Here is a 23,911-nt window from a genome sequence, read left to right on the forward strand (position 1 = left end):
TGCTCACCACCTTTCCATAACGCCCGGTTTGAGTATATCCTGACTGTAAATCCCATTATTCTCCCATAAATATCCGGCTTCATCTGGTATCAGATGATAGAATTTATAATAGCCAATTTGACGGTCGCCGTTTTTATCCAACCGCAATACCCCGCCAACCCCGCGGAAGCCGTTATTATCGACATAGGTGTTGATTGTTTCCGGGGTTGCAGCAGTGCCTTCAGATAGATAGGCACAACCCAACAGCCAGATCCCATCAAATGAACTGATCAGACTTTCCTTTAGTGGTTCATCGGTTTTCAGTTTGCTATTGATAACATAATAGAGCGGATCAAACTTATCGCCATAGGGGCTAAAGTCGATGGTGGTATAATCAACCGAAGCCGCATTTTGAGCGGCAGTTTGATCAGCCAGCACTGCCTTGGAAAGGGCTGAGCTGTCAGTTCCGTACCATTTCACCTGCAACAGCGGGCTGGCGTCGCCGATACGGCCAAACAAATCGACAATCTCAGCATATGAAACGGTTAATACGGCTGTTCTAGCAGCATCCCCGGTTTCGACAGCCGCCTCAGCCTGGGCCAGCGTCGCGCTATAATCATCACTAGCCGGATCGTAAGCCACAGCCATCACATCACCGACAAAGGCCTGTTTCATCAGTTCCACCATATCCGTGCCATAACTATCATCCGCATGGATGATAACCAGTTTGTCAATGCTATCCTGTTTCAGCAAGCCCGACAGGGCTTTGGCTTCGATGCTGTCATTTAAGACCAGCCGATAGATCCGATCGGTCACGCTTAATGAAGCACTGGAGGATAACGGTGAAATCGCCACGATTCCCGCCGCATCGATGATCGGTTTAACCGCTTCCAGTTCGGTACTGTTAATCGGACCGATGATACTTGTAACGCCCTGATCGACCAGCTTTTGGGCCGCCTGCTTAGCCTGTTCGTTATCACTGCCGGTGTCTTCCACCACCAGCGCTAATTCCAGATCCGATCCCACCGATGCTGCATAGGTATTGAAACGTGTGATAGCCTGATCCAGAATCATCTGAATATCTTCACCGTTTTCCGAGCGGTTACCCGTCAATGGCAGCAATGCCCCAACCTGAACCTTGCCTCCATCGGCGGCCACTTTCCAGTCAATGGTTTGAATAATCGGCTCACCTTTTCCCAGATCGACAATATGTCCCTTACAGTTCCAGCTATAGCTATCACCATCTTTAATGCAGATATAGCGCAAGTATTTAGAGCCGCGGGTATCCCCGTTTTCATCCATGGTATTAAAGGAACCAAAGGCATTTCTAAAATTGCCCGCAGCCCTAACCAGATTAGCTTTCAGGGTATCAAAATCGCTCACCTCATCCAGTTCCGGCGCCTGAGCGTAGGTATCTGCCAGCAACCACAGGGCGTCCCAGGTGGTGATGGCATAGGGAGAATAATCAGTGGCACCATTGAGCAATTCGCTGATTATCGGCATTGCATCCAGAGAAACCCCCTTATCTCCAAGGGTCAACCCTTCCATCCCGGTTTTTTCCAGGAAGGCAGCTACCTGAAGATCCGTTAAAATTGCTGGATTACCGATGATATCAGCGCTGGCGAACCATTTCATAGCCGACAGCTGATCATCAGTCATTACCTTTTTAATGAGATCTGCGCCAGTCTGACTGGGGGCAATTATCACCACGGCGGTATTGGTCGCATCCGCACCAGCTGCCAGTGATTTCACGCTTTCCGCTACACTGGCAAGATCTGGATTTTCAGCGGCTATGGCAACCGTTCCGATCACATCCATCCCCTGAGCCGGGGCCATTTGCTGGAGATAGGTATCATATCCCCGGCCATAGGTATCATCCACAAAAACGGTGATGAGATGTTTCTTTTTGTAAACCGTATTCATAATCCGGGTCAAACCATCAACCTGACTGGCATCGGTACCCACCATTCGAAAGAAAGTGTCCGGCTGAGATAATTCGGTAGCAGTTGCCGATGGACTTAGCAACAGCATCTTGTTGTCTTTGGCATACTGTACTACCGCCAGGGCCTCGTCACTGATCATTGGTCCGATCACCGTGGTAATTCCCGCTGCCTTTAGTGCTTCCAATTCACTTAAGGCCTTATCCGGGTTACTCTGGGTATCCCGAATCTCCAGTACCATCTGCATCCCACGGTCAGCCAGATAATCATTGACAAATGGCAGCGCCGCATCTAACGCTGTTTCGCCAGCCGTTCCGGTGGCCTTCCAGGTCCCCGTAATCGGCAACAAGACCCCAATTTCAACCGTTCTCTTAGCCTGAACCGATGCTGCTGGCATCATAAAAAAACTAACTCCCAGTGCCAATGCCAAGACAAGGGTTAAAGTAATAATAGACTTTTTCATTTTTCCTCCTTTAAACTGATATTTTCGATTCCTGACTAATTATTTTAAATGTATTACAATCAGTATACGCTCTTATTTTTCGTTTAGCAATCACTTGTTTTATTTCATTTATACTTGCGCAATTTGAATCATTGATGAATACTCTTCACTGCAAATAAAAACAGCACCAGGACTCTGGTTTAAAGTCCCGGTGCCGTTTGCTAAAAATGATTGTCAATCAGTAAATTTGCCCGTTTTAAAAAAGCGTCAATTACTTCAAGTTCTTCCCTCGCCAGTCCATCAAGGTAGGAAAAAAGTGGACTGTCATAATGATTATGATACTTTTGATGCGCCCGATAAGCATCTTTTCCTTTCTCTGTCAGATAAAGCCGCATCCTCTTTTTATCCGTTTCATCAATTGCCTTATAGACGACATTCTTCGCTTCCAGCTTTTTAATGGTTTTGGAAACCACCGCTCGGGTAATATTAAAGTTTCTCGCCATCTCCGATACAAAGATTCCCGGAAAATCGCCGATCATCTTGATCATATGAATTTCCCCGCGATAAAAAACCAGATCACCTCCAAAGTCAAGAACGTTAGTCTTTCCATTGGCAATCTTTTCAACCATTTTTATATATTCACTAATTACAGCATTTACATCTTCTTTCATGAATAAATTATAACCGATGGTTTGGCATAATTCAATTAGTTGACGACATAATTTCCTTTTCACCTTTAATCAGGGCCCAGTGCCTAAAGAGTTTATCACCACATAATTCCGGTAATTCAGTAATGCTGATCTGCTGATACCCAGTCGTTTTCAGCGTTTGCGCAAACTGTACTGAATTGGCATTACGCAGTGGTAACAGCTTTTCAATCGCTTCGGTATAATGACTTGGCATCCTTTCTTTTGTATCTTCTGGACAAAAACACAAAATCCTGCCACCTGGTTTTAAAACCCGCCACCACTCCCTCAGGGTTTCTTCCGGCGTGAAAACCGTCCACATAATCAGACGATTAACGATCACGTCAATACTATCATTCTCAAAAGGAAGCTCATTCCAGTCTCCCTGAATAAAGTCAATGTCCAGGTTAGTTTCATTAGCAATTTCTTTTGCCTGTGCCACCATTTTTTCCGCAAAATCAATACCCACACTACGATAACCCGCCTCTGCTGCTAAATGCGCCAAAAAACCAGTGCCGGTTCCCATATCCAAAACTCTCTGGTTTTTATCTTTACCAATATGTTCCACCAGAATTTGTTTCCAAATATCGCGATCTTCGCGCTGATTATGTTTTTTATCATAATGTTTTGCATGCTGATTCCAGACCGTTTTTATTTCTTCATCAAAAGTAGCCATTTTTTTCCTCTTTCATTAATTCTCTAATCCACTACCGTAAAGGCTTTTTTCTGGTTGTTCAGCCCCGGAATGGTATAAATTTTTGCATTTACTTCAAAATAGTCTTTGATATTTGCTTCAGTAATCATTTCGTGACTCGGTCCAAATCCATACTGACCTTTTCCCAGCAGCAAGGTATCATCTGAAATCCGTAAGGCGTGTTCAGGATAATGGGTATTGATGATACAGGAGATCCCCTGTTCGTCTTTGAGCCGCTGGATCAGTTTTAAAACCAAAAACTGGTTTTTGAAATCGAGATGGGATTCCGGCTCATCCATAATCAGAATTTTCGGTTCGTTAGCCAATGCTCTGGCAATATAAACCAGTTGTAATTGTCCCCCACTTAATTGAGAACAAAGTTGATCTTTGAAATCGATGATGCCGACTATGGACAACGCCTCCAGTACCTTTTCCCGGTCCAGCTTTGAAGGCATCCCAAAGATCGACACATGACGGCTTCGTCCCATGGTGACCATATCAAAAACCGAAAAAGCGAAAACAGTTTTATGCGCCTGAGGAACATAGCCAATCCCATCACGATCCAGCATTGAGGTAAACACCTGGCCATCAACCCGGGTTTCGCCTTCCTGCCACTTGAGCAGGCCCATCATGCATTTCAGCAAGGTAGTTTTGCCAATCCCATTTTGCCCCAGGATAGTCATAATCCGCCCTTGTGCAAGTTCAAAACTAATTTGCGAAAGCACCTTATTTTCCGGATGATAGCCATAGCTACCCTTAATTACTGCCAGTTGCATCTCAACACCCCTCTGTTTTCTTGTAAACCAGCGCGAAAAAAGGCGCTCCGATAATGGCTGTCAGAATTCCAATGGGGATTTCAGAGGGGGTTAAAACCCGGGCAATAAAATCCACTGTCAATAAAAATACCGCGCCACATAAACAGGATGCCGGCATCAGATATTTATGGTCTGAGCCAACAATCATTCTGCACAAATTTGGAATAATCAGGCCTACCCAACCGACGATGCCCGCTACCACCACCGACGATGCCGTAATAATGGTAGCCGCGGCAATAATGATCATACGTGTTTTTCCGGGGTTGATCCCCAAGGTTTTGGCTTCTTCATCCCCCAATGTTAAAACGTTTATCCGCCATCGAACAGCGATTAGTACCCCAATGCCAACCAAAATCGGTACAATGATTTTACCAAGGTCTTCAAAGGTCGTGTTTGAAAAGCTTCCCATTAGCCAGAAGGTAATCGCCGGCAACTGAGAATCGGTATCAGCCACAAATTTGACCAGCGAAATCAGGGCGTTAAACACGGCCGAAACAATGATCCCGGATAAGACCAGCGCTAAAATTGAGGATTCGTTTTTTAACCGCGAAAGAAGTAGGCTTACTACTACACTTAAAAGCCCAAAAGCAAAAGCCATCGCAGCCGTAACCCCGGTGGTAACCCCATTAGTCCAAAGAATTCCCAGGGCGGCACCAAAACCGGCCCCGGCACTAACCCCCAATACATCAGGGCTGACCAGAGGATTATGAAAACAGCCCTGAAAAGCCGCCCCGCTGACAGACAAACCAGCGCCCACCAGAATAACTATAAAAAGCCGCGGTAGCCGAATGTCAAGTACTACCGTTTTATCAACACTATCAAGAGGACTGCCTAACAGTCCGGACCAGAGCAGCTTTAAAACATGCTCCGGCTCGACATAATACCGACCTAAAAATAGTGAAGCAAAAGAAAAAACGATTAGTAACCCCAAAAGCAATACTATAAATGTGTTATTCCTGGTGATTGGTTTCATTGAAATCTTACTTACCGCTACCAGGAATCAAGATAGACTGGATCATTTCGTCACTGAGTTTAATTTCATAACGGCGCTCATAAAACTCCTTCAGAATCGTTTGATATTCATTGTCTGACAGTTTTTCGGGAAAGTTTTTGCTGACCAGCCATTGAATCATCAGCGGTGAGTCAGCACAAGGAGTACCCCAGTTCATAATCCCCACCGGAGTATTATAGATTTTACCGTCTTTGAAAGCCTGAATCTGAGACCAGTCCTGGCCGGCAATCGAACCTGATAAATACTGATCTGCCGGTAATCCCCGAAAAACATAGACAATATCAGGGTTCCAGGCTAGCAGTTGTTCCATGGTTACTTCAATGTTTTCACCGCTTAGCTCAGCCGCAGCATTAACCAATCCACTTTTCACTAACCAGTCATCCCCATAAGTACCGGCACCACGAACAGTAATCTTATCTCCGGTGTTACTCATAATCATCAGACCTTTTTGTTTTTCGACACTGCCGATTTCAGCAAGAATGGTATCGACCTTTTTATTGGCGATATCCCATTCCTGTTGTAGCGAATTGTCATCTTCCAAACCAAAAATTTCCCGCATCAACTGATCAATCTGGACCGACCAGTCTTCGTTAACCTGATTCTTTATAAAAAAGTCCACCACGGGGACCTGAATCGTCTCCAGACCTTTTTTTTGGGTATCTCCATAGACTAAAATAATATCCGGATCAAGCTTTAGAAGTTCTTCGGCATTAGATTCATAGGCAGATGATACAAAGGTCGTGTTGATTTCTTTATTATTGGGAACAAAGTAATCCAATAAAACTTTATTCATTTCGGTCAGCGCGATCGCACTGACACCAACGATATTGTCGGTACTCAATCCGTTGCTGACATAGGTGGATAACAGCGGTGGCGCAATGATCACCACATTTTTGATTTCTGCCACGGCTGGCAGGGTGACTGTTTTTCCAGCCAGATCGGTAATCGTTCGCTCTGATTTTGAAGCCTCACTGGTTTCATCTTTTTTTGTTTCGCCACAGCCCGCTAACAGACTGACCATCAGCAAACACATACTGATAATTAAGACACGTTTTAATCTGTTTTTCATTCTTCCTGTCTCCTTTAAGATTTAATCAATTTATTTAGTTAGTTTGTTCAGCAGATAGGCCGCTCCACGAAAACCCATTAAACCCGGCTGATCTTCAGTGAACCCGGCAATTTTGGGATGGGCAACCTGAATCCGATCCACGCTCGGCAGGTCTCTGATTTGCAACCCATCTGCCAGAACCAGAACGTCCTGATGACTTCTGAGTTTTTCATAGGCCGACTGACTGATCACCGACAACTCGGTGGAACGGGAGCACCAACTGCTCTTTAGAAAATATACTTCAAGATTCAGCTCGTCTTTAAAAAACTCAGCTAAACCCCGGACGCTATCTTCATGGCCACAAAGTACGATGGTTTTTCCCGAATTCTTTTGAATGACCTGTTCCTTGGCTATTTTCAGTGCTGTTACGGCCTGATGAACGGCGGCATAATCGGCCTTCTGGTTAATAACACGTTCAATCTTCTGCAGCCAGGCCCGGGTTCCTACCAACCCGTAAGGCCGGCCATCAACATAGGGAATCTCGAACCGCTGCTGCAGATCTTGTGCGAGCGCCAGTCCCTCCTGCCGGAGCACCAGATTTACCACCGCCTGCCCGATATTTCTGCAACTGGCGACACTGGTGTTTCCGGAAAGGTTGCAATTAAGTTCCATAGCAAAACACTTTGCCATCATGTCTTTAATTTCAGCGGCTTCGGCCAGATGATTGTATTCATCGGCACAGCAGCCGATGATGTTAAACCGATTCTTTTTAGGCCGATTTTTAATGGCTATCTGACCCAGTAAACGCAATGCCGTTTCAATCCCCACGGTCCAGTCGTTTTTCAGACCACCTCCTTTAATTGTTATCAGTTTGGCGTCAATGTGCGGTTTGATTTCATGGCAGATGCCATCAAGATCCACCCCGATCACCGCGGCCACTGATGAATCCAGAACCACAATCACTTCGGGGTGAAGGCGCTGATCAATTTCCATCAAGACCTGATTGAGCCGGTCATAGTTACCAAACACCACGACATCCTCATCCATTGTGGTGGTGTAAAAGCTGGCCTGCGCCGCATTCCCGAATTCTTTTAACGATTCCAGCAAATAGCGGGTCGTGCCCTCCGGCCCGAACTCCACAATCACCAGCTCCCTGACGCCGCTGAGGGCCCACAGCAAACCCATCCGTTCCGATGGGACGGGATAATTGTTAGAAAGATACATCCGGTGCACCTCCCGCTAAAACTGATTTGACCGCCGCCAGTGCCCAGGTGATCGCTTCATAGCCAATTTTTCCCGGTGGCACGAGTCGTTCCAGGTGCAAGATTCCCAATTGTTTTAAATAATCCACCGGTCCAAAACCAATGTATAAATCCGGTAAAAGTTCCGGCATCAGACTGACTGCCGCATTGGGATTGGCTACGTAATTCACATAGGGATCCCAACCCTGATCGAGAATCCGATCAATCTGCTCCTGACTGTTATCCGTGAGCCGATAGGCGTTAATCAGCAGTGGCACCATTCCCAGGGAGGTCAGAAATGCCGCCGCTTCAAAGGCATCCGGCGGCCGACCACCATTGACAAAGCTTTTTCCGGCCAGCACCTGCCGCGCCTCTTGCAGCTGCGAAACGGCGTTTTGATGAGCTTTTTCAATTATTTTTTGAATCGAGATACCCAAATGTCCTGCCAGCTGCTGGTAACCTGATCGGATCTTATCCAGCTCAAAAGAGGGTTCAAAGAAAACGTAGGGAGTGCCAAACTGGTCTTCCAAGGCCATTGCCAGTTCCCGACCGACCTCGCTGGTGACGATATTCAGGGCCGCCGCCGGGGCGCTCTGAAGGGCTTCAATGTTACAGGGTTCCGGAATGATCAGATGAAGCGTAATCCCGTTTTGCGTAAGCAGTCCCAGCAGTTCCGAATCCTTCAGAGAGCCTTCGATTCCGGCATGAAAATTTCGTCCCAACAGATTAACCGTTCCCGGTTTGACCGTTTGCGGTTTCATCAGCCGGACCATTGCTTTCATGGTCTGGGACACCGCCACCCCAAATTCATTGCAGTTTCGGTCATAATGGGCCACATGAATGGGCAGAATCGGAATGCCACATTCCTTTTCGGCGGCTTGACTAATGGCTTCCAGATCTTCACCGATAATTTCAGGAATGCAGGTGCTGACTAAAAAAATACAACGGATCCGGGGATCTTTGGCGATCTGCAGCAAGGCTGTCAGGATGCCATCGCGACTGCCAAAAATAATATCGGTGTCTTCAAAGACACCGGCAAAAAACCGCTCGTAGCCCGGTTCTTCACTGTGGTAGATGCAGCTGTTTCGGGCATACCAGGTGCATTCAGCCGTTCCGACGACCAGGACAGCCGCTTCTCTGATCAGCGGCGCTGCTACGGCCACCCCGAAGGTTGGACAAAAAACCCCACATGAAATAGCCACCGACGCCCCATAAATATCCTTATTATGGTTAATTTCTGACAGTCTGTTTAAACGCATGCTGCTGCCCTCCCGGCGGTTTTTTCACAGTCAAACAATTTATCCGCCAGCGCCGCATAGGATCGCGCCTGAGGGCTTTCCGGAAAGGCCTCAATCACGGTTTGATGTAAGGCTTCGGCCTGTTGCACCAGTGGATCGCGTTCAATCGTGTGGAGAATTGCGGTGTCAATTTCCCGGGCGGACTGAGCAACAATAGCCGCTTCATTGACAATCCCCTTCTTATTGAGGATCAGCCCCTTCAGACTGGCATATCCCCGGGAACCAAAAGATCGCACCGCAGCAGCAATATTATCGGCGGCATAAAGCGACATGCTTTCTCCCGAAGTCACAATGCAAACGCTGTCGGCATAGCCATTACGGATCGGCATGGCAAAACCGCCACAGACCACATCTCCCAACACATCGTAAATGACGACATCCGGGTTATAAACATCATTGGCTTTCAATTCAGCCAGTTTTTCAAAGGCCGCAATAATTCCCCGACCGGCACAGCCGATTCCAGGTTTTGGTCCACCAGCTTCGACACAGAGGACCCCGCCACTGCCAGTAAATACAAGATCAGAAAGTCTCGTAGCTATATCCTTATCCCGAATCACTTCCAGCACTGTCGGGATGCGTTTTCCGCCAGTCAGGTTGATGGTTGAATCTGATTTAGGATCACACCCGATCTGCATCACTGTTAACCCTTTTTGGGCCAAAGCCGCGGAAAGATTGGACACCGTGGTTGATTTTCCAATTCCCCCTTTACCATAAATCGCTATTCTTTCCAAAATTTACCTCCATTTTTTCCTAAATAAAAAAACCGCAGTTATCATAATGACAACTGCAGCTCCGTATTTATGCTGAATTTAAAACACAAAGAAATGGCATCGCTACGCCTTTCTTTGTTCTTCACCTATTCTGTAATCACGCAGAATAAAAGAATATCCACACAGGCAGGTTTTCTGACTCAAGCGTCTTCATTTTTCCTACCTTCCCAAATGATCAGTGGTATTCCTGGAAAAACTCCTCTTATACAGCGGCGGTACCGTACAGGATTTTCACCTGTTTCCCTATTATGCCGGCATTGCTATGCCAGCCACCTCTATTTCTGATTTAATTGTATGCCTAGTATACAACTAACCAGTTACCGCGTCAAGTCTTTTATTTAGTCTCAACAAACATTTCTGATGCCGATTTTACGACAATATCGCCGATATCTTGCAGGGTTAACGTTTATAAAAGGCGACAATTTCTGCGACCACCCGCTCCAGCTCTGGCTCCGAAAGGCTAAAGTATAATGGCAGCCGCAGCAACCGCAGGCTTTCGTTGCTGGTAAAGCGGTCGGCACCGTGAAAGCGTCCGAATTTCTGGCCGCCGGGGGTTTCATGGAGGGGGGTATAGTGAAAGGCGGTACAGATCTGATGCTGCTTGAGCCAGTGAATCAGATCGTTCCGTTCCTGCTGACTGGCGGTTTTGATATAAAACAGATGACCATTATGCTGGCAGTGTTCCGGCACTACCGGCAGCTCAATATAGCCAGCCGCAACCAGCGGTTTTAACCGTTCATAATAGTGCTGCCACAGGTTCAGCCGCTGCCGGTTAACCATTTCGGCGGCTTCCAGCTGAGCCAGAAGATGAGCCGCGTTGAGTTCGCTGGGTAAATAGGAGGAACCCAGATCGACCCAGGAATATTTGTCCACCCGGCCCGCCAGAAAATCATGGCGGTTGGTGCCCTTGTCGCGGATAATTGTGGCCTGCTCGATTAGATCCTCGCGATTAATCAGTAGGGCGCCACCTTCCCCCATGGTGTAGTTTTTGGTTTCATGGAAGCTGTAACAGCCCAGATCTCCGATGCTTCCCAGGGCTTTATTTCTGTAGCTGGCCATCACACCTTGCGCCGCATCCTCCACCACCAACAGATCGTGGCGTCTGGCAATAGCCATAATCGCATCCATCTCGCAGCCAATGCCACCGTAATGGACCGGCACCATCACCTTCGTGCGGGACGTGATAGCGGCTTCAATCAGGGTTTCGTCAATGTTTAAGGTATCCGGCCGGATATCAACAAAGACAATGGTGGCACCGCGCAGGGCAAAGGCATTGGCGGTGGTCACAAAGGTGAAGGCCGGCATGATCACCTCATCTCCGGGCTTGATGCCGGCCAGCAGGGCCGTCATTTCCAGAGCCGCGGTGCCGGAGTTCGTTAAAAAAGCCCCGGGGATCTGGGCGTTTTGACACAACCAGTCCGAACAGGCTTTCGTAAAAGGGCCATCCCCACCAATCTGATGATTTTTAGTGATGGCCGCTTTTATATATTTTATTTCGGTTCCCAAATAAAGGGGCATATTAAATGGTATCATGGTCATTTCCTCTTTTGTCTTAATCTGGTGAATGATTGGGGACTTGACCGGTTCTTTAAACGTCAATCAAATCCAGGATTTCTTCTTTCAGGGCCAAATAGCTTGCATCCACTTGAACCCGTCCGGTGCGTTTATCAACCCGGTCACAAAAATCGACGGTAAATTCCTGAATAATGGTGCCGGGACTTTTGGACATCACCAGCAGGCGGGTGCCCAGCGACAGGGCTTCGTCCACATCATGGGTGATCATAAAAATGGTGTTCTGATCATCCTTCCAGATTTTTCGCACCAGTTGCTGCATATGAATCCGGGTCAGTGCATCCAAAGCGCCAAAGGGTTCATCCAGTAGCAGAATCGCTGGCTCATTGGCCAGTGCCCGGGCCAGCGCCACCCGCTGTTTCATCCCCCCGGACAGTTGAAAGGGCGGCTGATCGGCCACCTCCAGCAGATGCACCTGGGTCAGATAATGGTTGGCAATCCGGGTGATCTCGTCTTTGGGAAGCCCTTTTATTTTAGGGCCAAACTCGACATTTTTACGGACACTCATCCAGGGATAAAGAGACGCCGACTGAAAAACCACACCCCGTTGACGGTCCGGCCCTGAAACCGGCTGACCCTGCATTAAAAAGGTGCCCTCACTCGGCAGGGTAAACCCGGCAATAACATTAAGCAGGGTGCTTTTTCCGCAACCCGAAGGTCCCAAGACACAGATGAAATCATGCTGATTGATCTTCAGATTTACCCCATCCAGGGCGCGGACGGGTTCGTTTTCGTTGGGGTAATCCACGGTTAAATTGTCAATTTCGATAATCAGCTCGTTTTTCATCTTAATCCATCCTTATTCTAATGACATCTCAATATACGTTGAATTAATAAAAGCGTCAAATTCTTCCTGGCTTGGTGAATTGTCAATGGATTTCTGGCTTTGCAGAAAATCCGCAGTATCTTTCATGATTTTAGAAAAATTCCCGGGCTTACCGACAGACCCCATATAATCTGATCCCAGTTGTTCCTCCGGCGTCAGCCAGATTGAACCGGTCATCTGCATCAAAGCATTTTCGGCGGTGATACCCAGTTCAGCCGCTACACTTTCGGCCGCTTCCTGCGGATTGCTGCGGTAAAGATCTCCACCTTCACTGAGGCCTTTTACAAAACCGGCGACCAGATCCGGATAGTTTTTAGAAAATTCTTTTCGAACCAGACAGACATTAGCTGTGACATAGCCTTTTTTTGCCATCTCTGCACTGTTAACCAGGATGCTGCCATTTTTTTCGAGATCACCGAGGGTGGGTTGCCAGGTATAAGCAGCGTTAATATCACCCCGCTCCCAGGCGGCCACAATTTCCGATGTTTGCATGTCAAGCAGTTGCACCTGATCTTTTATGCCAGCTTCTTTTAAATAATTAAGCAGACTATAATGAGCGGTACTGGCAAAAGGGGTGGCAATCTTCTGACCGACCAGGTCTTCTGGTTTAGTGATATTAGAGCCATTCTTCACCGCCAGACCTTCGATTTCCCCCAGCACCTCATGAATCCAGATCAGTTCCACATCAATACCCCTGGACAAAGCAATAATCCCATTGGTGTTTCCCATGGTGGCAAAGTCGATACTGCCAGAAGCCAGGGCCTTGTTGGCATCTACGCCAGAGTCAAAAACGATAAACTCATAGGGTACACCCAGTTCATTAAAATAAGCGTCAAAGATATCGCGTGTCTTACTCACCGTCTCATCATTGGGTACCCGCAGATAACCGATATTCACTTTCTTTGGTAAGGCGCCCCCATCATTCTGACTTTGACAGCCGCTAAACAGCCCTGCCACTACAACCATAATTACCAGCACTGCCAGCACCCAGACCTTATTCTTTATTACTCTTTTCATTTCCTAACCTCCTATTGATATCCCTTCCAAAAGACAATTTTCTTTTCCAGGGCCTTCAGCCCTTGATCAATTAGGACTCCTGATATCCCCATAATGATAATGCCAACAAAAATCACGCTACTTTTTAAATACCGGGAAGCATCAATAACCATCCAGCCCAGACCGGATGTGGCCGCAATCATCTCCGCCGATACCAAGGTGGTATAGGCTACCCCCACCGCCGTCCGAATGCTGGTGAAAATATCCGGCAAACAGGCCGGAAAAACGATCTGAAAAAACAAATCCTTACCGCTGGCTCCCAGAGACTTGGCACTGAGCAGATACTCAACCCGGATATTGGACACCGCCGACACACAGGCAATGTAAATAGGCGCAAATGCAGCCAGATATAAAAGCGTAATTTTAGATGACTCATCAATCCCCAACCAGAGAATAAGCACTACATAATAAGCCAGTGGCGGCAATGGTCGATAAAACTGTACGACGGAATCCACAATCGCTCCAAACTTACTGAAGTAGCCGCTAAATAATCCCAGTGGCACAGCCGTAACAATGGCCAATACTGAAGCAATAAAAAGCCGAAACAGACTGATGCCCAGATGTTCCCATAGACTAATACCATTATAACCGTCTTTAATAATCGCAAAAAAGGTCTGGACCACTTCCCCGGGTGATGGCACAATCAGGCTTGAAACGAGATTAAACCGGGTAATGATAAACCAAACCAGAAAAATAAAGGCCCAGGTCAAAAGCGTCAGCATCCGATGGTTTTTGTCAAAATCCTTCTTGTTCTGCATGCGTCCTCCTGATTTCTGGGCCTTTAGCCTGTTGTTTATTTAAGTCTTATCTTAACAAAAATTATAGTTCGTTACAATGGGTTTGCGATTCTTTATCTGATCATTGAAATATTCATAGGTACAAATTCCCAGGAAGGAACCTGAAATATTAAAAATATTGTCAAAACCCAGCTGTCCCAGCGCCCGAACCATGTTGTAGCTACGTTGGGCGCTACGGCAATGGATGTAAACGGGTTGATCTTTGGGAATCTCAGCCAGTCGCTGACGGAATTGACTTAAGGGGATATTTACTGCATTGATCAGATGACTTTTTTGATATTCATCCGGTTCTCTGGCATCGATGATAAAGGCATTGCTTTCTACCAATTGTCGAGCCGCGGTCACCGGTACCTGCTTATAATCGCCATTGAGAATATTGAGGGCAACCATGGCGGCAAAATTTACTGGATCCTTAGCAGTACTAAAGGCTGGTGCATAGCAGAGCTCCAGTTCTTTAAGATCTTCTAAGGTAGCACCCATGGAAATCATCCCGGCAACGACATCCACCCGTTTGGTGGCATTACCCCGACTGACAGCCTGGGCCCCGATCACCTTTCCGGTAGGCACTTCATAAACCAGTTTAAAAAAGAAGGGATTCGCATCAGGCATGATGCCAACAATATCGCTGGGAATCAAGTAAACCATGTCATGGGGAATACCGCATCTTTTTGCCATGGATTCAGTTAAACCGGTAGAGGCCACGTTCATTTCAAAAATCTTGATGCAGGATGAACCAATAACGCCGTTATTTCGGGTTGGTATCCCATACAGATGATCGGCAGCCGCTCTGGCCTGTTTCTGAGCTGGGCCAGCGAGCGCCAACTTTGTTTTCTTGTGGGTCAACTGATGATACACTTCAACGGCATCACCTACCGCATAGATGTTTGGGTTACTGGTCTGATAGTGGTGGTTCACCAGTATCGCTCCAGTTTCACCAATTTCAAGTCCGGCTTGCTGGGCCAGTCGGGTATCTGGAGTGACCCCGATGGCCATTACCACGGCCTGGGCTTTTAGCGTTTTTCCGGATTCCAAAACGACTGCATCGTCACCAATGGTCGCAATGGCATCTTCTAAAATCAGTTCTACCCCATTGTCCATCAGCTCTTTGTGGAGAATCTGGACCATGTCGTAATCGAGGGTACACATGATCTGATCAGCTTTTTCTACCAGGGTAACATTAAAACCAGCCGCTGCCAGTTTCAGGTTTTCGGCAACCTCTACTCCAATAAAGCCACCACCGACAACAACCACATCTTTGACGCCATTCTGAACAAACTTATTGATCTTATCAATATCTACCACATTTTTGACCGAAAAAACATGGGCTTTGTCATAACCAGAAATTTTAGGTACGATTGGGTTGGCCCCAGGTGCCATAAACAGGACATCATAGCTTTCTTCATATTCTTTCCCGGCCAGCAGATCCTTAACCTGAACGGTCTTCTGCTCAGGCTTGATCCCAACAACTTCCTGGTTAACCCGGGCGGTAATATTATATTGTTTTTTAAAGACATCCGGTGTCATCAACACCAGATCTTCACTATTTTCAATCATACCACTGAGGTGATTGGGCAAACAACAATTTGAAAAGGATACGTTTGGTCCTTTTTCAAACATAATAATCTCTGCGGATTCATCCAGTCTTCGTGTTCGCGCCGCTACTGAAGCACCTCCAGCAACACCACCGATAATAACTACTTTTTTACCCATTTGTCTTCTCCTTATATGTAGATTTTTTGCATTTACAACGTTCTATGTTTTTCTGCCAAGCTACTATTTCTGATGTCGGTCCGGGGGAATAATATTAACTTTTCCAGCAAAGACTTTCAGGGCTAAAAATCCACCCAGAGCCAGTGTCACAAAGAATCCCCATCCGGAAAGTGAAAAATTGCCAATTCCTGAAAACAGGGCACCGATATTACAACCACCAGCCAGTCTGGCACCAAAGCCCATTAAAAAACCACCGATAAAGTAATAAATAACATCTTTTAATTTAAAGTGTCGGTCAAATGCGAAGCGTCCTGCCAGAAGAAAAGCGATGGCCGCACCTAGAATAATACCGATATTTCGCAAGGAACCGGGATCATTTAAGATTCCACCATTGGCAGTTGCTACATAGTCTGCAAAAACCGGTGCCGTAAAATGAATCCCAAACATCTGTAAGAAAGCCACGCCCCAGGTCACAAACGGTCCGGTCACGCCCCAGCTATGTCCGGTTGAGATTAAGATGAATCCAAACATAATCGCCAACAAAATACCGCCAGTCATAAAGCTCCAACGTTGTACAAAAATTTTGTGAAAAGTGGCATAACTAAATAGTTTAAACGGTTCTTTATTAGGAATAGGCAATTCCTGATCTTCATAAACGGTCTTTTCATAGTAGCCTTCTTTTTTGCGGAAATTCTCATACTTACGTACTACCAGATAGAGTATACCCAGAAGTGCGACTGAGAAGATCACCGCTCCCACATAGCCCATCACATCCGGCAGATAAAGCTTCATCCCAATCTGTCCGATGGCGGAATTGTTTAAGGCATCCTGGGCCATCAGTCCGGGCAGAGAGCCCAGCACAAAAGTCGTCATCGCGATCATCGACCGGCCGGCTCCTTCGCCTAAGTCACTAAGTGTCCCAGAAGCACAGCCCCCGGCTAACATCATGCCAATACCAAAGAGAAAACCACCCAATAGAACGGAAACATTTAAAAACTTGACAGAACTAAGTCCCGGGGGATCGATCCCCATCATCGTGGCAGAAAACTGAATTCCAGCGGCCAGCACCATAGAAATAGCAAACATTACCAGCAGTGCGGTACTGAGACTGCCTTCGCCAGTCACATAAATCCGTTTAAATCCGCCAGCAAAACCGTAGCGGGACCGCGTTAAAATGTAACCCAGTGCTAAACCAGTGATTAGAAACAAGGTCAGTTTCTGATCCACATTGCTTTTGAGAGCCCCGAAAAGAATAACTGCAATTAATAAAACCAGACCAATATAAGGCTGTACGCGTTGCTTTTTACTTATATCAATTGTTTTGGGAATGTCGACTCGATTGGAAATATCCATAACTTTACCTCCTATTAGGTTAAAACAAACATGAAGTGGCAAGATGCCACTTCATATTTAGTATCTGAATGATCAATTAATTGGTAACCAGTGGGTAGCCTTTGTTCACCCAACCAGCGGTTCCGGTAGCAGCTGTTCCAGCGCCAGAATTGAGGGATACGGCATCATAGCCCAGTAATCGTAGTCCCGCTACGGTCTGTCCGGCGGTTTGTCCGGTGTAACAATAGACAATAATGGTTTTGTCAGTGGGCAGGGTATCAAACTCAGTTTCCATGCCTTTACCAAAAGGAATGTTGGCTGCGCCTTCAATATGGCCTTTGGCAAAATCTTCTGCTTTTCTGACATCCAGGAAGGTGATGGTTTCGTCTTTGGCGTCCATCGCGGCTTTCGCATCATCCTCGGTAATTTTGTAGTTGGCATATTTAGTATCCTTCACATCTGTCAGACCGGCATAATAAGCAACAATGGCTTCTTGAATATCAGGATCAATTACCGTTTTCACAGAATCATCAAAAGCGTTGGGGGTTGTTTCAATCACGGCATCAACACCTTCAACCTTGGAAATCCCCAGCTTATAACCAAGATTTACCGATTTTGTCTCAAATCCGGCCAGGTTTAAAAGTAACACCGTCTGTCCTGCGGTTTGTCCGGTAACACAATAGATCATAACCGGCTTATCAGCAGGAATCTTATTCAGATTTTCAGCCAGGTTGGGACCCCATGGCATACTAAGGGCTCCCTTTACATGTCCCTCGGCATAAGCATCGGCACTGCGAATATCGATGATAGTCATCTCTTCGCCAGCTTTTACCTTATCGATAAAGGCAACCTGATCAATTTTATTGATGTCTTCAGGCATGTTGGCAAAATACTCATTGGTAGCTGTCACCACTGCATTTGGTTCGTTACTGTCACCTGATTGGGTACTTCCGGTTGTTGCCGGCGTACAGGCACTGACAAACATCATGGTGGCGATTAAGGCCATTAATACAAAAATACGACTTCTCTTTAACATTTCTTTTCCTCCAGATCGTTAATTATTTAATTAACAACATTGTAACCGATAATCAAGGGGTTTGGTTCACGGACTTTGTAATGCTGTATTAATGTTATTAATGGCAGTCAACAAAACGTTGCACTCATGACTGACCGCACCGTCTAATTGTAGAATTGCTGTTTGTCGCGTGATCCTTTCCCAGCTTTGTGTTATACTCAGTTAAAAGCAACTGGCCGGTTCTGGCTTGTATCTGCAAATCCATTTGAGGTACCTTTCATGAAAAGCAGCAATAATAAACAAAAAAAAAATGCGCTAAAAATAAAAACAGCGCTTAAACAACTGGCCCGGCCAAATAAGGCGATCTATTGGTATCTGGGGCTTTATTTTCTTGTCAATCTGGTGTTGCTAACTACTTTTCCCTATGTTCATTCTGACGAGTCGTGGCTCAGCGGGTTATCCCGACATATCGCAGTAACCGGTGATATCGGTGTCACTGAGCCTTTTTTTAACATTTATGAGCGCTATCCCCATGCCATCCGGCTACTGTTTCATCTGCTCCAGGCCGGGTTTATGCAGGTGTTCGGATATCAGATTTTTACCTTCCGACTAATTTCTCTGCTTTTTTCAGTGGGAACCCTTTACTTTTTTTATCAGCTCAGCCGGCTTTTTTGTCTTTCTGATGGTACAGCACTGCTAGCCACCCTCTTGTTATCTCTGGACATTCAGTATCTTTACGCCTCCCATCTGGCCCGGCAGGAAATTATTATTCTATTTATTCTGGTGTTGGCCTTGTATCTTCTGATTAACCGAATCGCTACCCATCACTTAACGGATGATCTGTGGCTGGGGTTAATTGTCGGTTTAGGGATTGGCGTCCATCCCAACAGTTTTATAGTCGCTTTAACCATCGGACTGTGCTATCTTTACTTTCTCTATCAGAAAAAAATTACTTTTAAGAATCTAACTCTAGTGGTTCTGGTAATAGCCCTGTCTGCCCTTTTTTTTATCGGCATCAGCCTGATTATGGATCCGGATTATTTGGTACACTATCTCCAGCAAGGTAAAAATTTTGGAGTTGGTGATGGATTACCGGGCAAGTTACAGGGTTTTCTGATTTTTTATCGGCACCTGTTTACCCAATTTAGCATCGAGTATTATATGCCCAATATCCGTTTTCAACTGATCGTCTTTGGGCTGGTGCTGTTACTTAGCCTGCTGCTCTTAGCAAAGCACCGATCTTGCCCGCGTTATCAAAAACTGAAGCTCCCCCTACTGATCGTTTTTGGGGTTAATCTGGGGATTTTTCTAATCGGCCGATACAATGTCACCAGCATTGTCTTTGTCTTTCCGCTCATGTACTTACTAACCGTGCTATTACTCGAAATGATTTCTGACCAATGCTATCCCGAACAAATGTTAAGCAAACCCAAGCTACCAGAAAATAAAAAAAAGCCATTACCCGGACTGTTAGTCCTGATAACCGCTGTGCTGACACTAACTGGGCTGCAACCCACAGCCAGTCCCTATTCTGTCTATCTCAACCAAATCCAGGCTGCCATTCCCGGACGTCCGAAAATTCTCGGCAATTTAAACGCCGAGTATGCCTTTGCCGATGGCCAACTAATTGACTATCGCAATCTGCAATACCTCGATGACCGGGGAATGACCTTTGCCGACTACATTGCCAAACAGCAGATTGAGTACATCATCTATTATGATGAACTGACCTTTATCACCAAAAATCATCCCGCCTATGATGTAATGTACGGCGATATCACCCCGATTTTTGCTGAAATGACCACCTTTCTCGCTGAGCACTGCGAAGAAATCACAGTATTTAGTAACAGCAGCTACGGCACCAATCTGGCTCCCCTGATTGATACGAAGCCCTGGCAGATCCATATTTTCAGGGTGAAAGCAGGGCCGTAATTTCGGCCACCCGGGTCTCACTGACATTGCGGGACTGATTTTTTATTACCGCTGCCACGGTACCGGCTCTTAGCACGACAATCCGATCGGCTAAATAAAGAGCTTCCCGGATATCGTGGGTCACAAAAACTGTGGTGGCCCGGGTTTTCTCTTTAATCTTCAGCAGGGTGTCCTGGAGATCCCGTTTGGTTTGGGCATCCAGACTGCCAAAGGGCTCATCCATTAACAATAATTGGGGGGATAACGCCAGGGCCCGGGCCAGAGCCGTCCGCTGCTTCATCCCGCCGGAAAGCTGATTGGGATAATAATCACCAAAATCGGACAGGTTTACCATCGCCAGATAATGGTTCACACGGGTTCGTATTTCCTGATTCGTTAGCCGATCCGGCGCTTTTTTCAGCGGAAATTCAATATTATGTCGGACTGTCTGCCAGCTAAACAACTGATCAAACTCCTGAAACACCATAATACATTTGCGACTGGGTTTTTCGACCAACAAACCATTTAGTAGAATCTCTCCTTGATCACCTTTGACAAATCCACCAATCAGGTTAAGCAACGTGCTTTTGCCGCAGCCGGAAGGGCCAATGACACAGATCAATTCTCCCGGCCAAATTTTTAGGCTGAGATTATAAAGGACCTGATAGTCCTCATAAGATTTGTTCAGTGAACGAATTTCAATGATTGGCTTCATGCTACACCCCATTTATTGATGGTATTTTTCTCAATTTTCCCAAAGACAAAATCTTCCACAAAAATTCCCACTGCAATGATTATCAGAAGCCCGGCATATACACCGGCCGTATCCATAAAAACCCGTTTATTAAAAATATACCAGCCGATCCCGCCGATACCCCCAGATGCCCCAAAAATCATTTCGGCCGAGATGGCCGCCCGCCAACCCCTGGCCCAACCAATTTTAAGACCAGCAAGCAAATAAGACAGCGACGCCGGAATAAAGATCCGGAGGATGCTCTGGAAGGTATTAAACTCATAGTTCTGACCGATTTTTTTATACACCTCGGGAATGGCCTTAAAGCCGGCAGTCATATTGAGAATCATCGGCCATAAAACCGAATGGACGATGATAAACAAAACGGCCATACTGCCAGTACCAATCCAGAGAATGATCAGTGGCAACAGGGCAATTCCCGGTAAGGGATGAAAAATGGAAACGCAGGTGTCGGTAAAACTGGCAAACACCGGACTCACCACTGACAGAAATGACATCAGAAAAGCCAAAACCACACCAATCCCAAGGCCGATTACGATCAAGCCCAGGGAAAAAAGCATCTGTAGCAGGATGTCACCATTGATGATCGAGTCAATCAATGAAGCAAAAATCAATTCCAGAGATGGAAACGCCAAAGGGCTCACTGGCGAGAGTTTTGCCGTTAATTCCCAGGCCAGCAGCATGATCGCAATCCAGATATATTTTGAATAAGGCTTTAAAAAAAGCGCTTTAATCTTCATAATCGGTATGCTCCCAAACGACCGACTCCGGGCTTTCGTAACTTTTTTTCAGATAGCCGGTTTTAAGCATAAAATCCGAAAAGGTCTGAAGACCTTTGACGGTGGTGCTGTATTTTGTATCAGCCGCACTCAGATATGCCAGCACTTCCGCTTCCGGCAGCTTATAGGCTTCACTGAGAATTACCGCTGCCTCCTGGGGATGGTCATTAATAAAGGTAATCGCCTCAGCGACCGATTGATTAAAAGCAGCATAAACTTGCGGGTTTTGATCGTGGAGTTTTTTAGTCGTCACGCCCACAATAAATGAAAACTCGTCACCAAAGGCTTCGTTACCGGAGAGGATCTGATGGAATCCTTCGGTGCTCAGTTCTTTTTCCAGATACGGGGTGGAGGTAAAATGAGCGGTCACATCACTACCTGAAAGTAAGGCATTCATCCCATCCGGATGCGACAGGGTTAGCAGATTATTGTCCAGCTTCTGGGGATTGCCAAAGTCCCGATCACAGGCCATAGCCAGCAGAATATGCTGAACGCTGCCCGGTTGTGGTAGTGCAATGCGGTCATTTTCGCCCAGCTCAGCCAGACCACTGACACTGGTTTTAGTTACCAGCCCGGTGGGCACCGATGAGAGGCCCGTAGCAATTTTCCAGTCCATGCCGTTATCCCAGCCAATCAGAAATGGCGGGATGGCCATAAACCCGGCGTCCAGGCGATCGGCTACCATCGCTTCCCGAATGGCCGCGGTATTACTCATTTGTTCCCATGAAATGTCAATCCCCGGGCAATTTTTTTCCAGTAGTCCCTGTGCTTTCATAATTTGGACTGGTGCATAGGCAATCCCATATTGTTCGGCGATGCGGATGGTTTTTTCCCCACCAGCCGTTTCTGTTTTGGCACAGCTAGTTGTCAGTAACAGCGCCATCATAGATAAGATAATTACAAACTTTTTCAATTGTTTCCCCCTTTTTTTATTAGTCAGTACACTAACACTTATTCCTGCCGCTTGCTATGATCACGCAAGATAGTCTTTAGGTTGAATCACCAGGTTCTGACCTTGCTCGTTAATAATTTTTAGATCACGAAAGGCTTGATTAATGGAGCTATGCAAAGACTGTTCCGAGGTTCCGGCAATCACCAGATAACCAGCTCTAGCGGTGGCGTTAGCAATGGTTTTTAGCGTCTGTCCGGTGCTAACATTGTAGCCCGCGGCAATCACGCCGGGAATCTTTCTCAGGGTCTCCAGACTGGTGAGACTGGTTATTTTTCCTGGTTTGGCAAAAAACAACTGCACCGACAAATGATCACTCCGACGCTCAATCACAGGCTCTGAGTTTATCAGCGGCTGATCATCATCAGCCGATAAATCATCGATCCCCAGGGAGAAATTTATGACGCGATCGAGAATATCAAAACCGGTCAAATAGGGAATAAAAATGTCTTCATGGGCACCACCAATCCGGCAAGCGACCTCATTGACGACAATCCCCTGCGCCCCCACCAGCAGTTGGATATAAAGAGGGCCAGCGTCAATTGCAAAGGCCCGGGTGATTTTTAAAACCAGATCGCGGATTTCTGCCGCCCGGTTTTGGTGCCGGCTTGGGTATTCATGGGCATAACAGATCCCGATGTTGCGATCGAAGGAAAAGCTCTCCCGATCGGTAATGGTAAGAATCTCCGGTACCCCCTTGTCTACCCAGGCGCTGACCGTGATTTCATCACTCTGATAGAAGGACTCCAGCAGCACTTTTTCTTCGCGGGAAAAAGAAAGCGTTACCGGCAAATTTTTTAAGACCTCTGCTGGAGAGTAAAGCTTAAAAACCCCGCGCTGACCCTGGCTGTCCAGGGGTTTGATCACCACTGGAAATGAGGTTTTGCCCAGATCTTCTGCCCGGGCTTCTTTCGTTAGAAAACGATAAGGCACCGTGGGAATCTGGTTGTCGGTCATAATCTTCTTCATCTTTTCTTTATTGGTAACTGCCCGGGCTGTCGGCACATCGAGGAAAGCGGGCAGCTTCAAGGCCTCGGCCACCCGGGCAACGGTATAAACGGGCTGGTCGGTGCCCATCGTCATAACCCCATCAACCCGGTACTTTTTTGCAATCTCTAAGTTCTTTTTTACATCAAAGGTGCTGACTTCCTCATTGAAGGCCGCATAGATCCGACCCGGCGGATTTTTTAAATAGTCCACCAGCACCACTTCGTGTCCCAGTTCAGCGGCACGGCGGATGGCTCCCAACTGATTATTACCACCACCTAAAATTTGCAGTCGCATC

The 23,911-nt window shown here is 46.6% G+C and carries 21 protein-coding genes and 1 riboswitch; of the genes, 1 reads left to right on the top strand and 20 read right to left on the bottom strand.

Features of this window, described 5'->3' with window-relative positions; all coding sequences use genetic code 11:
• Positions 1-3 precede the first annotated feature (3 nt).
• The 16 genes from U2P91_RS12480 to U2P91_RS12555 all read right to left on the bottom strand — a co-directional run bounded on the left by U2P91_RS12480 (position 4) and on the right by U2P91_RS12555 (position 18,254).
• A complete protein-coding gene (locus U2P91_RS12480; RefSeq protein ID WP_111887039.1) occupies positions 4-2,382 on the bottom strand; it encodes an ABC transporter substrate-binding protein in 2,379 nt (792 codons plus the stop codon).
• A 200-nt stretch (positions 2,383-2,582) separates the two neighbouring features.
• On the bottom strand, positions 2,583-3,032 hold the full coding sequence (locus U2P91_RS12485) for a MarR family winged helix-turn-helix transcriptional regulator (protein ID WP_111887040.1): 450 nt from the start codon (positions 3,030-3,032) through the stop codon (positions 2,583-2,585).
• A 31-nt stretch (positions 3,033-3,063) separates the two neighbouring features.
• Positions 3,064-3,723, bottom strand: a complete 660-nt coding sequence (locus U2P91_RS12490; protein ID WP_111887041.1) for a class I SAM-dependent methyltransferase — start codon at positions 3,721-3,723, stop codon at positions 3,064-3,066.
• Positions 3,724-3,746: 23 nt separating this feature from the next.
• Entirely contained in the window at positions 3,747-4,517 is a 771-nt protein-coding gene (locus U2P91_RS12495; protein ID WP_111887042.1) for an ABC transporter ATP-binding protein, read from the bottom strand.
• Between the two features lies 1 nt (position 4,518).
• Positions 4,519-5,529 carry a FecCD family ABC transporter permease gene (locus U2P91_RS12500; RefSeq protein ID WP_111887043.1) on the bottom strand — a complete coding sequence of 337 codons (1,011 nt, stop codon included), beginning with the start codon at positions 5,527-5,529 and terminating at the stop codon, positions 4,519-4,521.
• Between the two features lie 7 nt (positions 5,530-5,536).
• Positions 5,537-6,637, bottom strand: coding sequence for an ABC transporter substrate-binding protein (locus tag U2P91_RS12505; protein WP_111887044.1), 1,101 nt, complete (start codon positions 6,635-6,637; stop codon positions 5,537-5,539).
• A 30-nt stretch (positions 6,638-6,667) separates the two neighbouring features.
• Positions 6,668-7,840, bottom strand: a complete 1,173-nt coding sequence (locus tag U2P91_RS12510) for a nitrogenase component 1 (protein WP_111887045.1) — start codon at positions 7,838-7,840, stop codon at positions 6,668-6,670.
• Positions 7,827-9,116 (bottom strand): nitrogenase component 1, encoded by a 1,290-nt coding sequence (locus U2P91_RS12515; protein ID WP_111887046.1) that lies wholly within the window; start codon positions 9,114-9,116, stop codon positions 7,827-7,829. The genes U2P91_RS12510 and U2P91_RS12515 overlap by 14 nt, the downstream gene beginning before the upstream one ends.
• Complete coding sequence (locus U2P91_RS12520) at positions 9,107-9,886, bottom strand: AAA family ATPase (RefSeq protein ID WP_111887047.1); 780 nt, start codon at positions 9,884-9,886, stop codon at positions 9,107-9,109. Before U2P91_RS12520 ends, U2P91_RS12515 begins: the two co-directional genes overlap by 10 nt.
• 146 nt (positions 9,887-10,032) lie before the next feature.
• A riboswitch (cobalamin riboswitch) is annotated at positions 10,033-10,217 on the bottom strand.
• 107 nt (positions 10,218-10,324) lie between these two features.
• Entirely contained in the window at positions 10,325-11,458 is a 1,134-nt protein-coding gene (gene rffA / locus U2P91_RS12525) for a dTDP-4-amino-4,6-dideoxygalactose transaminase (RefSeq protein ID WP_111889669.1), read from the bottom strand.
• A gap of 55 nt (positions 11,459-11,513) precedes the next feature.
• Positions 11,514-12,284, bottom strand: a complete 771-nt coding sequence (locus tag U2P91_RS12530) for an ABC transporter ATP-binding protein (protein ID WP_111887048.1) — start codon at positions 12,282-12,284, stop codon at positions 11,514-11,516.
• Between the two features lie 12 nt (positions 12,285-12,296).
• Positions 12,297-13,340, bottom strand: coding sequence for an ABC transporter substrate-binding protein (locus tag U2P91_RS12535; protein ID WP_111887049.1), 1,044 nt, complete (start codon positions 13,338-13,340; stop codon positions 12,297-12,299).
• An 11-nt stretch (positions 13,341-13,351) separates the two neighbouring features.
• Positions 13,352-14,137 carry an ABC transporter permease gene (locus U2P91_RS12540; RefSeq protein ID WP_111887050.1) on the bottom strand — a complete coding sequence of 262 codons (786 nt, stop codon included), beginning with the start codon at positions 14,135-14,137 and terminating at the stop codon, positions 13,352-13,354.
• Positions 14,138-14,188: 51 nt separating this feature from the next.
• Entirely contained in the window at positions 14,189-15,886 is a 1,698-nt protein-coding gene (locus U2P91_RS12545; RefSeq protein ID WP_111887051.1) for an FAD-dependent oxidoreductase, read from the bottom strand.
• Positions 15,887-15,949: 63 nt separating this feature from the next.
• Positions 15,950-17,239 carry a YeeE/YedE family protein gene (locus tag U2P91_RS12550; RefSeq protein WP_322519759.1) on the bottom strand — a complete coding sequence of 430 codons (1,290 nt, stop codon included), beginning with the start codon at positions 17,237-17,239 and terminating at the stop codon, positions 15,950-15,952.
• A gap of 76 nt (positions 17,240-17,315) precedes the next feature.
• Positions 17,316-18,254, bottom strand: coding sequence for a rhodanese-like domain-containing protein (locus tag U2P91_RS12555; RefSeq protein WP_111887054.1), 939 nt, complete (start codon positions 18,252-18,254; stop codon positions 17,316-17,318).
• A 258-nt stretch (positions 18,255-18,512) separates the two neighbouring features.
• Between U2P91_RS12555 and U2P91_RS12560 the strand changes: the two genes are divergently transcribed.
• On the top strand, positions 18,513-20,165 hold the full coding sequence (locus U2P91_RS12560; protein ID WP_111887055.1) for an ArnT family glycosyltransferase: 1,653 nt from the start codon (positions 18,513-18,515) through the stop codon (positions 20,163-20,165).
• Here U2P91_RS12560 and U2P91_RS12565 read toward each other — a convergent pair.
• Genes U2P91_RS12565 through U2P91_RS12580 form a run of 4 tightly spaced genes read right to left on the bottom strand, consistent with a single transcriptional unit; the run spans position 20,143 to position 23,910 of the window.
• Complete coding sequence (locus U2P91_RS12565) at positions 20,143-20,859, bottom strand: ABC transporter ATP-binding protein (protein WP_242988596.1); 717 nt, start codon at positions 20,857-20,859, stop codon at positions 20,143-20,145. The two genes, U2P91_RS12560 and U2P91_RS12565, sit on opposite strands and share 23 nt — an antisense overlap.
• Positions 20,856-21,638 (bottom strand): ABC transporter permease, encoded by a 783-nt coding sequence (locus U2P91_RS12570; RefSeq protein ID WP_111887057.1) that lies wholly within the window; start codon positions 21,636-21,638, stop codon positions 20,856-20,858. Before U2P91_RS12570 ends, U2P91_RS12565 begins: the two co-directional genes overlap by 4 nt.
• Positions 21,628-22,590: an ABC transporter substrate-binding protein gene (locus U2P91_RS12575; RefSeq protein WP_242988597.1), complete on the bottom strand. Its 963-nt coding sequence runs from the start codon at positions 22,588-22,590 to the stop codon at positions 21,628-21,630. The genes U2P91_RS12570 and U2P91_RS12575 overlap by 11 nt, the downstream gene beginning before the upstream one ends.
• Before the next feature lie 60 nt (positions 22,591-22,650).
• Positions 22,651-23,910 (bottom strand): ATP-grasp domain-containing protein, encoded by a 1,260-nt coding sequence (locus tag U2P91_RS12580; RefSeq protein WP_111889671.1) that lies wholly within the window; start codon positions 23,908-23,910, stop codon positions 22,651-22,653.
• Position 23,911: the final 1 nt, after the last annotated feature.

Source organism: Acetobacterium sp. K1/6 (assembly GCF_034438075.1).
Lineage (GTDB): Bacteria > Bacillota > Clostridia > Eubacteriales > Eubacteriaceae > Acetobacterium > Acetobacterium carbinolicum.